Annotated in this window: 9 protein-coding genes and 1 other annotated feature; of the genes, 2 read left to right on the plus strand and 7 right to left on the minus strand. The window is 31.0% G+C overall.

Going from position 1 to position 9,022, the window contains the following annotated elements:
• Nucleotides 1–3: 3 nt before the first annotated feature.
• The 4 genes from E0K96_RS11835 to murC form a co-directional block, all read right to left on the minus strand.
• Nucleotides 4–1,020, minus strand: a complete 1,017-nt coding sequence (locus E0K96_RS11835; RefSeq protein ID WP_087245511.1) for a LacI family DNA-binding transcriptional regulator — start codon at nt 1,018–1,020, stop codon at nt 4–6.
• Nucleotides 1,021–1,022: 2 nt separating this feature from the next.
• The gene (locus E0K96_RS11840) at nt 1,023–1,505 is read right to left on the minus strand and encodes a YtxH domain-containing protein (RefSeq protein ID WP_087245509.1); all 483 of its coding nucleotides are present in this window, start codon (nt 1,503–1,505) and stop codon (nt 1,023–1,025) included.
• Between the two features lie 19 nt (nt 1,506–1,524).
• Nucleotides 1,525–1,824, minus strand: a complete 300-nt coding sequence (locus tag E0K96_RS11845) for a hypothetical protein (RefSeq protein WP_191341003.1) — start codon at nt 1,822–1,824, stop codon at nt 1,525–1,527.
• A 64-nt stretch (nt 1,825–1,888) separates the two neighbouring features.
• Entirely contained in the window at nt 1,889–3,199 is a 1,311-nt protein-coding gene (gene murC, locus E0K96_RS11850) for a UDP-N-acetylmuramate--L-alanine ligase (RefSeq protein WP_168083392.1), read from the minus strand.
• Nucleotides 3,200–3,326: 127 nt separating this feature from the next.
• Between murC and E0K96_RS11855 the strand changes: the two genes are divergently transcribed.
• Nucleotides 3,327–3,464, plus strand: a complete 138-nt coding sequence (locus tag E0K96_RS11855) for a hypothetical protein (RefSeq protein ID WP_158094005.1) — start codon at nt 3,327–3,329, stop codon at nt 3,462–3,464.
• A gap of 134 nt (nt 3,465–3,598) precedes the next feature.
• A complete protein-coding gene (locus tag E0K96_RS11860; protein WP_168083394.1) occupies nt 3,599–4,297 on the plus strand; it encodes a LytR/AlgR family response regulator transcription factor in 699 nt (232 codons plus the stop codon).
• 212 nt (nt 4,298–4,509) lie between these two features.
• Here the strand turns inward: E0K96_RS11860 and E0K96_RS11865 are convergent, their stop codons facing one another.
• The 3 genes from E0K96_RS11865 to hisS are packed head-to-tail and all read right to left on the minus strand — an operon-like array spanning nt 4,510 to nt 8,609.
• Entirely contained in the window at nt 4,510–5,592 is a 1,083-nt protein-coding gene (locus tag E0K96_RS11865; RefSeq protein WP_168083396.1) for a M24 family metallopeptidase, read from the minus strand.
• A complete protein-coding gene (aspS, locus tag E0K96_RS11870) occupies nt 5,570–7,336 on the minus strand; it encodes an aspartate--tRNA ligase (protein WP_168083398.1) in 1,767 nt (588 codons plus the stop codon). Before aspS ends, E0K96_RS11865 begins: the two co-directional genes overlap by 23 nt.
• A complete protein-coding gene (gene hisS, locus E0K96_RS11875; protein WP_168083400.1) occupies nt 7,329–8,609 on the minus strand; it encodes a histidine--tRNA ligase in 1,281 nt (426 codons plus the stop codon). The genes aspS and hisS overlap by 8 nt, the downstream gene beginning before the upstream one ends.
• A 36-nt stretch (nt 8,610–8,645) precedes the next feature.
• Nucleotides 8,646–8,829: a binding site (T-box leader), on the minus strand.
• Between the last annotated feature and the right edge of the window lie 193 nt (nt 8,830–9,022).

A 9,022-nucleotide genomic window follows, 5' to 3' on the forward strand; every position in this document is an offset into this window, starting at 1 on the left:
CAATTAGAAGTCTTTCTTTGTTGTAGCACGTGGCATCAATAAATGTTGAATGACAACAGCTTTGTTTTCAATTTCTTCATCATTAAGTATTTTTGTTAGCAATCTTACAGCTAATGCCCCCATATCATACACAGGAACATGAATAGATGTTAATGAAGGACGACAAATCAAAGCATAGCTTGTATTCATCATACCAATAACTTCCATTTCATCAGGAATTTCAATTCCATTGTCAATTGCAGCATTCACAACAGCAACAGCTTCCTTATCATAACTTGTAAAAACAAGATCATGTCGATGATTTTTAAAATACTCTAAAAATTGTGGATAGCTTTTTTCATAATGTGATGATGTATGTACGACCTGTTTTGTTGCATCAAAAACCAAATCATATTTTTGATAAGCTTCCTGAATTCCAGTAATCATTTCTTCTATGTTGATTAAATTCTGCTTAGGTGACACAAACAAAATATCACTTTTTCCCTGTGCCAAATATTTATCAACAACCTCATATGCAATCTTTTTTGCATCTGCAAAAATAGATCCCATATATTTCCCAGTAACACTTGTTCCAATAACAACTGCAGGTATTTTATATTTATTAACTAAAGCAATTTCCTTTTCGATTTCTTCATTATTAAATAAAATCACACCATCTGCACGTGATTTCACAACTTTTTCAATAACAGTTTCAATAGGATTGCCATCTCCAATTTCATCTGTTGTATAAATACTGACATTATAGTCTAAACGGCGACTTGTATCACCTATTCCACCAATCATATCTTTCACATGAGCAAATAATGATTGTGGAAAAACAATAGCAATCGTTGTTGTCTTACTTGTTGCAAGACCTCTGGCAATCTGATTGGGTTTGAAATCTAAACGTTGAATAGCCTCAAGGACTTTATCACGTGTTTTAGGTTTCACAACACTCGAACCGTTAATAACACGTGAAACTGTTGCCAGAGAAACACCAGCTTCTCTAGCAACATCATAAATTGTTACATTTTTCCCCATGATTAATCTTTAATCTCTTCAATCATTTCATCTAATTTTTCTTCAACATTCTCGATTTCATTTTCAAAAGCTTCTAAATAATCATCATCTACAGATGAATCTAAAACTTTTGTTTTGACTTCTTCTATTTTATCATTTACTTTTTGTGTTAAATCAACAACTCCATCACGAATCGTTAAATACTGGTCACTATCTTTTACTTTTGCAGCAAAATCTTCTAATTTTGCTTCCAATTCATTAAGTTTATCTCTTGTCGTTGCTTTAAATGTATCAATATCAAATTCATCTACAGATTTCTTAACTGTTTCAATTGTTTGACCTAACATAGCTTCAAGATCTTCTTTTGTCATATTCTTTAAATTATCATAAGCTTTTAAAGATTCACGTTTAATATCTTCTCTTAATTCACTACCTTTTTTAGGTGCCAATAATAATCCAGCAACTGCACCAATACCTAAACCAACTAAAAACTTCCCAAATTTCATTCTAATCACCTTTCTCTTTCTATTTTTTTCTTCTTAAAAACGAAGTTAAAAATCCTAAAACCCCAAATAAACCAGATTTCATACCACCTTTTGAAAAAATACCACTTACCAATTCAACAGGTGCATTGAGCATATTCATTTTATTATTGACATCATCTAAAATATGATCAACTTTTTGAATGGTTGTTTCTAACATTGTCATTAAAACCGTTGTTTCTTTGACAGCTAAAGACATTCTTATTAATAATAGACCTAAGCTCAAAAGTGCAAAAGCCCCAGATAATATCAAAATGCAATAGCATACTAATTTTGCATCCATAAGTTCTCCTTTCTGCCAATTTACCATATTATAGCATAAATACAACATGATTAAAAGATAACCCTTACTGCGATTGTTTATAAGCAATAACTTGATCTTCTAATTTATAAATATCTTTACTACTCATAAATAGATAAACAACATTATCATATTGACTTAAAAGCTTCACAGCAGCTTCATCTTCATGAATAACCTGAGCACGTGGATTGTATTTTGCAATGTCATAAATGTCTATATCAATACCAGGTTCTTTCTTCGCATTTTCTGGAAAATGGACAAAGAAAGGATAATCTGCTAAATCCATTGCTTCAGCAAATTCTTTAGCAAAACGTAATCCCCTTGAAAAACGATCTGGTTGAAAGACAGCAACAATCTTTTTATGTGGATAACGTGAGCGTGTTGCTTCAATGACATAACGGATTGCTGTTGGATGATGTGCATAATCATCCACATAAATATTATTCCCAACTGTCTTAACAGTATAACGACGTTTTACACCATCAAAAGTAGAAAGACGTTCTTGGATATATTCAGCACTCATATTTTCTAAATATCCTAAAGTAATGACTGCTAATGAATCATAAAGCATATGCATTCCATAAAATGGCAAAGCAAAATGTCCAAATAAATCTTTATGAATATAAACATCAAATGATAATCCATGGTCATTATTAATAATATTTTTAGCAATAACATCATTATTTTCACCTGTTCCGAATTTTAGAACACGTTTTTGATAATGAAGATGTGGTAAATGTGGATCATCACCCCAAATAATAACTGTATCTTTAACTTGATTTGCATATTGTTCAAATGATTTTTCATATTGTTCCATAGATTTAAAATAATCAACATGATCCATTTCAATATTATTAATAATCGCATAAGTTGGATAATAATGTAAAAAATGATCCTGATATTCACATGTTTCCGCAATAAAATATTTACTGTCTTCAACGGCATGTCCTGTTCCATCACCAATTAAAACAGAAGTCTTATCAAAATCCTTAAACAAATGATAAGCCATACCCGTTGTTGTTGTCTTTCCATGTGTTCCTGCAATACCAATAGAAATATATTGATCCATTAAATGACCTAAAAAATCATAATAAGTATGTGTTTTGACATTGGGATTACTTAGTGCTTCTTTAACTTCTTCATTAGAGTCATCAAACGCATTACCAATAATCACTTCATAACCATCTTTAATATTATTTTTATCAAAAGAGTAGATTGGAATTCCTCTTTTTCTTAAATCTTCTTCAATAAAAATATATTTATCAATATCACTTCCAGCAACTTCATAACCTAAATCAAATAAAATTGTTGCAAGTGATGCCATACCTGAACCTTTAATACCAATAAAATAATACATAACTCTCTTCACCTCGCCTTTTATTCTAGCATAAATTTTAAAAAAAGTATTCTCTATCCACTTATTTTTTCATATTTTTTATATTTTGGCACAAACTAAAGATGTCAATAGAAAGAAAGGAGAAATTATGAGTCACAAAAAATCTAAAAACAAACAAAGACAAAATCAGTATAAAGGCTATAACCAAAATCAACAGGCAAGTTATAGTGGTGAAGATGGTTTAATGAGTGAAAAATATAAAGAAAACTCTAACGCCCAAGAATAATAATGGGAAGCTATAGAATCATAAAGATTTTATAGCTTTTTTCATTTTTAACAAACTTTATGTCATTTTCTGTAGATTCTACCTCTTCAAAATATGATAATATTATATTAATCTGTTTGAAGGGGTGATTTGGAATGCAAAACATTATTATTATTGATGACATGAAAGAACATATTCAATATATTCAAGACATTATCAACACCATGAATCATCAATTTCAAATACGAACATTTCTTGATATACATGATGTTCTTTTACATATGGATCAATTCCCTGACCATTCCATTATTATTATAGATATTTTATTAAAAAATCATAGTGGCATTGAACTGGCAAAAGAATTAAATCAATTACATAAAAATTTTCAAATTATCTTTATCAGTTCCTATTTAGAAAAAGCAACAGAAGTTTATGAAACAAATCATTGTTATTTTGTATATAAACCTGAATCAAAGAAAAGACTTCCTATGGCTATTGAAAAAGCTATTCATCAAATTATAGAATCACAAAAAGTATTAACCATATCTTTAAAAGATAAAACCAAAATTATTCTATTAAATGATATTATGTATATTGAAAGAATTCAAAGATACTCATATATTTATACAGTTCATGAAACAATTAAGACAGCACAAAAAATCAAAGATCTATTAGAACAATTACCTTTACAATTTATTCGTACACATAACAGTTATATTATCAATGCATATTATGTCAGTGAAATAAAAAGAACTCACGTCATTTTGAATAACCAACAACCCATTCCAATCAGCCGTGCTCATCAACTAAAACTCAAAAAGCAATTTCATGAGTTTTTAGTTGAACAATTATAACTTTTTATTATTACTTTTAACTTTTTCGTATATTGAATTAATTATTATATTGTGTTTGTGATAGTCGCTACTATTCTCGTTTTTATTAGTGACTTCTTTTTATTTTATATATAAACTCAAAAAATATACTACTTGAATCAAAAATGTACATTTTTATAATATTTTTAGATTTTCCTTCTTTAACACTAAACAAAAAGGCTAGAGTTTTCACTCTAACCAATAATCATTAAATCTTTTGAGTAGTGATTTAAAACTTCACAACCATCTTCAGTGACTAAAACCAAATCTTCAATTCTGACACCGAATTCACCTTGAATATAAATACCTGGTTCAATTGAAAAAATCATTCCTGGTTCTACTTCCATATCAAAAGCAGCAGACACATCACCGTATTCATGAACATCTCTACCAATAAAATGTCCTAAACGGTGATTAAAGTTTGGTCCATAACCAGCTTCACCGATAATATCTCTTGCTGTTTTATCAATGTCACATAGTCTCACACCTGGTTTAATCATAGCTTCAGCAGCTTCATTGGCTTTTTTAACTAATTCATAAACTTCTCTTTGTTTATCAGAAACTTCTTTATAGAAAACAGTTCTTGTCATATCACTGCAATATCCTTGATAAATACCACCCATATCAATGACAATGCTGTCGCCTGGTTTTAACTTTGAATCATCACAACTATGATGTCCATCTGCCCCGTTAGGTCCATAGCCAACAATTGGATCAAAAGAATTCCCACTGCATCCTAATGATTGAAAAATACCATCCAGCTGATGTCCAACTTCCTTTTCCGTCAATGTTCCTTTGGCACATAACTGAATCACCTGATCAATAGCCTGATCATTTAATTGACTCGCTTTACGCATAAGTTCAATTTCTTCTTCATCTTTATGCATACGGACGTAATCAACACAGATTGAACCTAGTTCAAAACAACATTCTTCGTTAGCCAGTTCCATAACTCTCATTAAGAATCTAGCTTCCCAGTTTTTATCTACACCTACACAATGAGCATCTTTTAAAACTTCAGCAATTTTAGCTGGTCCATCTTCTGTATCATCATACCAGATAATATTTAAATCTAATTGTTGATCTAAATAAAACAAATGATTTAAGAACAATGTATGATTTCCATCTAATGATAAAACCAATGCATACATTCTTTCTCCTGGATGATTATCATAACCAATCAAATAATTGATAGAGCTAGGATCACTGATAATCAAATGATCCATTCCTCTTTGACTCATTTCATTTAAAACATTATTCAGTCTTGTCTGATTCATATTCTTTCACCCCGATTCCTAATTCTTCTAATTGCGCATCTGCCACTGGTGTCGGTGCTTTTGACATTGGACAAGTTGCACTTGTATTTTTAGGAAAGGCAATGACATCTCTTAAAGAATCACAACCGCAAAGTAACATGGCAATTCTATCTAACCCTAAAGCAAATCCTCCATGTGGTGGTGTTCCATATTGTAATCCTTCTACAAACCATCCAAATTGTGCGTCAATTTGTTCTTGAGTGAATCCTAAAGCTTTAAATGCTCTTTCTTGAACATTTTGATCATAAATTCTTTGTGATCCTCCACCTAATTCATAACCATTTAAAACAATATCATAAGCATCAGCTAAGCAATGTTCTGGATCAGTTTCTAATTTATCTAAATCTTCATCTTTTGGTTTTGTGAATGGATGATGTTTTGCATAATATCTTTGTGTTTCATCATCATATTCAAACATTGGGAAATCAACAACCCATAAGAAATCAAAAGTATTTGGATCATATAATTTTAATTCTTTTCCTAAATAGTTACGAATAGCAGCTAAAGAATCGCAAACAACTTCATATTTAACATCTCCAACAAATAACAATAAATCTTGACTATGCGCATTCATAGCTGATAATAATTTTTCTAATTGTTCTTCAGTAAAGAATTTAGCAATTGGTCCCTGTACGCCATCATCTGTCACTTTTAACCACGCTAAACCTTTAGCTTTATAAGTTTTCGCAAGTTCAGTTAACTGATCAATCTTTTTACGAGAAAAATTGGCTGCTTCACCAACAACATTGATTCCTTTCACATGTCCGCCAGCTTCCAAAGCATTTTTAAAAACTGCAAAATCCACATCACTGACAACATCATTCAAGTTCACAAGCTCTAATCCAAAGCGTGTATCAGGTTTGTCAATTCCATATCTTTCCATAGCTTCATGCCAAGTCAAACGTTTTAAAGGCAATTCAATATCAATACCTTTGACATCTTTCATTAATTTTTTGATCATACCTTCTCCAATTTCTAGAATCTGATCAGTTGACATAAAGCTCATTTCAACATCGACTTGTGTAAATTCAATTTGACGATCAGCACGTAAATCTTCATCTCTAAAACAACGTGCAATCTGATAATATCTTTCAAATCCAGATACCATTAATAATTGTTTAAACAATTGAGGTGACTGTGGTAAAGCATAGAAAGATCCTTTATGAACACGTGAAGGCACTAAGAAATCTCTTGCACCTTCTGGTGTAGAACGGTTTAAATAAGGTGTTTCAATATCTATAAAATCTAAATGATCTAAATATTCTCTAATACTTCTTGTGATTTGATGTCTTGTCATTATATTTTTTTGCATCACAGGACGTCTTAAATCTAAATAACGATACTGCATTCTTGTTTCTTCTAAAGCATCTGTTTCATCTGCCACAATCATAGGTGTTAATTTTGCAGTATTAATGATTGTAAAAGCACTTGCCTGAATTTCAATATCACCTGTAGGAATCTTTGGATTTTTAGAAGATCTTTCAATCACTGTACCTTGAACAGATAAAATATATTCATTTTTCACTTCTTTTAATCTTTCTTCAAAAGATTCATCAAAAATCACCTGAGTAATTCCATAACGATCTCTTAAATCAACAAAAACCAAAGCTCCTAAATTTCTTTTCTTGGCAACCCAACCAATCAATTCGACTTGTTGACCAACATTTTCAATTCTTAATTCCCCATTGTTATGTGTTCTATTCATGATCATGATCTCCTTCATAATGATTTTCAATAAATTCTACAATATTTTCTAATGGAACTTCCACTTGTTCTTTTGTATGATTACATTTCATATTGACGACTTCTTTTTGAACTTCTTCATCTCCAATGATCATTGAAAAATGAGCGTGGAAACGATCAGCAGATTTAAATTGGCCTTTCAACCCACGATCACATTGATCCATATCACAAGTAAATCCATTAGCACGAAGCATTGTCATAATCTGCATAGCTAAATCTTTAGCTTCGCTACCTAAAGGCATGATATAGACATCTAAACCTTCTTCATCTTCATGATCATCACCTAAAGCAATCATTAATCTTTCCATTCCAAAAGCAAAGCCAACACCAGGTGTTTGTGGTCCCCCTAATTCTTCTACAAGGCCATTATAACGACCTCCTCCACCAACTGTTGAACCAGCTCCTAATTTTGGATCATCAGAAATAATTTCAAAAACTGTATGTGAATAATAATCCAATCCTCTTACTAAGTTAGGATCAACAACGTAATCAATTTCTAAATCATCTAATAAAGCACAAACTTTTTCAAAATGCGCTTTTGCACTATCAGTTAAATAATCAATTGTTTTTGGTGCTGTTTTCATCATAGGATGATTTTTATCAACCTTACAATCTAAGATACGTAATGGATTTTTTTCATAACGTACCTGACAATCATGGCATAACTCATTTAATACAGGTTGAAAATGATTTTGTAAAGCTTCACGATAAGCATCACGAGATTCCTGATCACCTAAAGTATTGATGTGTAATTGAATATTTTTCAATCCTAAAGCTTTCACAACTGTCACAGCCATCAACATACATTCTACATCAACATATGGTGATTCAACTCCTAACATCTCTACACCAAATTGATGAAATTGTCTTTGTCTACCATTCTGTGGTCTTTCATATCTGAACATTGGACCCATATAATAAACTTTCTGCAATTTTTCAGGCATTCCATAAAGTTTATTTTCTACATAAGCTCTCGCAATACCAGCTGTTCCTTCTGGTCTTAACGTCATAGAACGACCTTTTCTATCTTCAAAAGTATACATTTCCTTAGATACAACATCTGTTGTATCACCAACCGCACGATTGAATAATTCTGTAAGTTCAAAAATAGGTGTTCTTATTTCTTTCACATTATAATTTGCACAAATTGTTCTTAATAATTGTTCTAATTCCTGCCATTTCCCAGATTGAGCAGGTAAAATATCTACTGTTCCTCTTGGTGCTTTATAGGCCATATCTCTATCCTCCTTTAAAAATAAAAAAACGCCCTATCTAAGGACGTTATTAACGCGGTACCACCTTAGTTCATACAATGTATGCCCTCTCTGTCTTAACGCGACTCACGGTTACTTTCATAACTTCCTCCAAAGTGTCCCATAGCTTCCTCTATCTGTTTCCACCAACCACAGACTCTCTATTAGATTTTGACTATTTAATCTTCTTCAACGGATTGACATCATTATAAAAGATTCACTTATAAAAATCAAGTTCAATCATTCTTTTCTTTATAAAGAGTTCCATCTCTTTTCATTTTTATATCCAATTGCCTTTAAATTAACTATTGATAAGCTTTTTGAATATCACTTTTTCATAATTAAGATAACATTATTTATATTTCCTATTATCATTTATTAGATCTATTAAAAAA

It is taken from the genome of Massilimicrobiota sp. SW1139 (assembly GCF_012027715.1).
Classification (GTDB): Bacteria; Bacillota_I; Bacilli_A; order Erysipelotrichales; family Coprobacillaceae; genus Allocoprobacillus; species Allocoprobacillus merdigallinarum.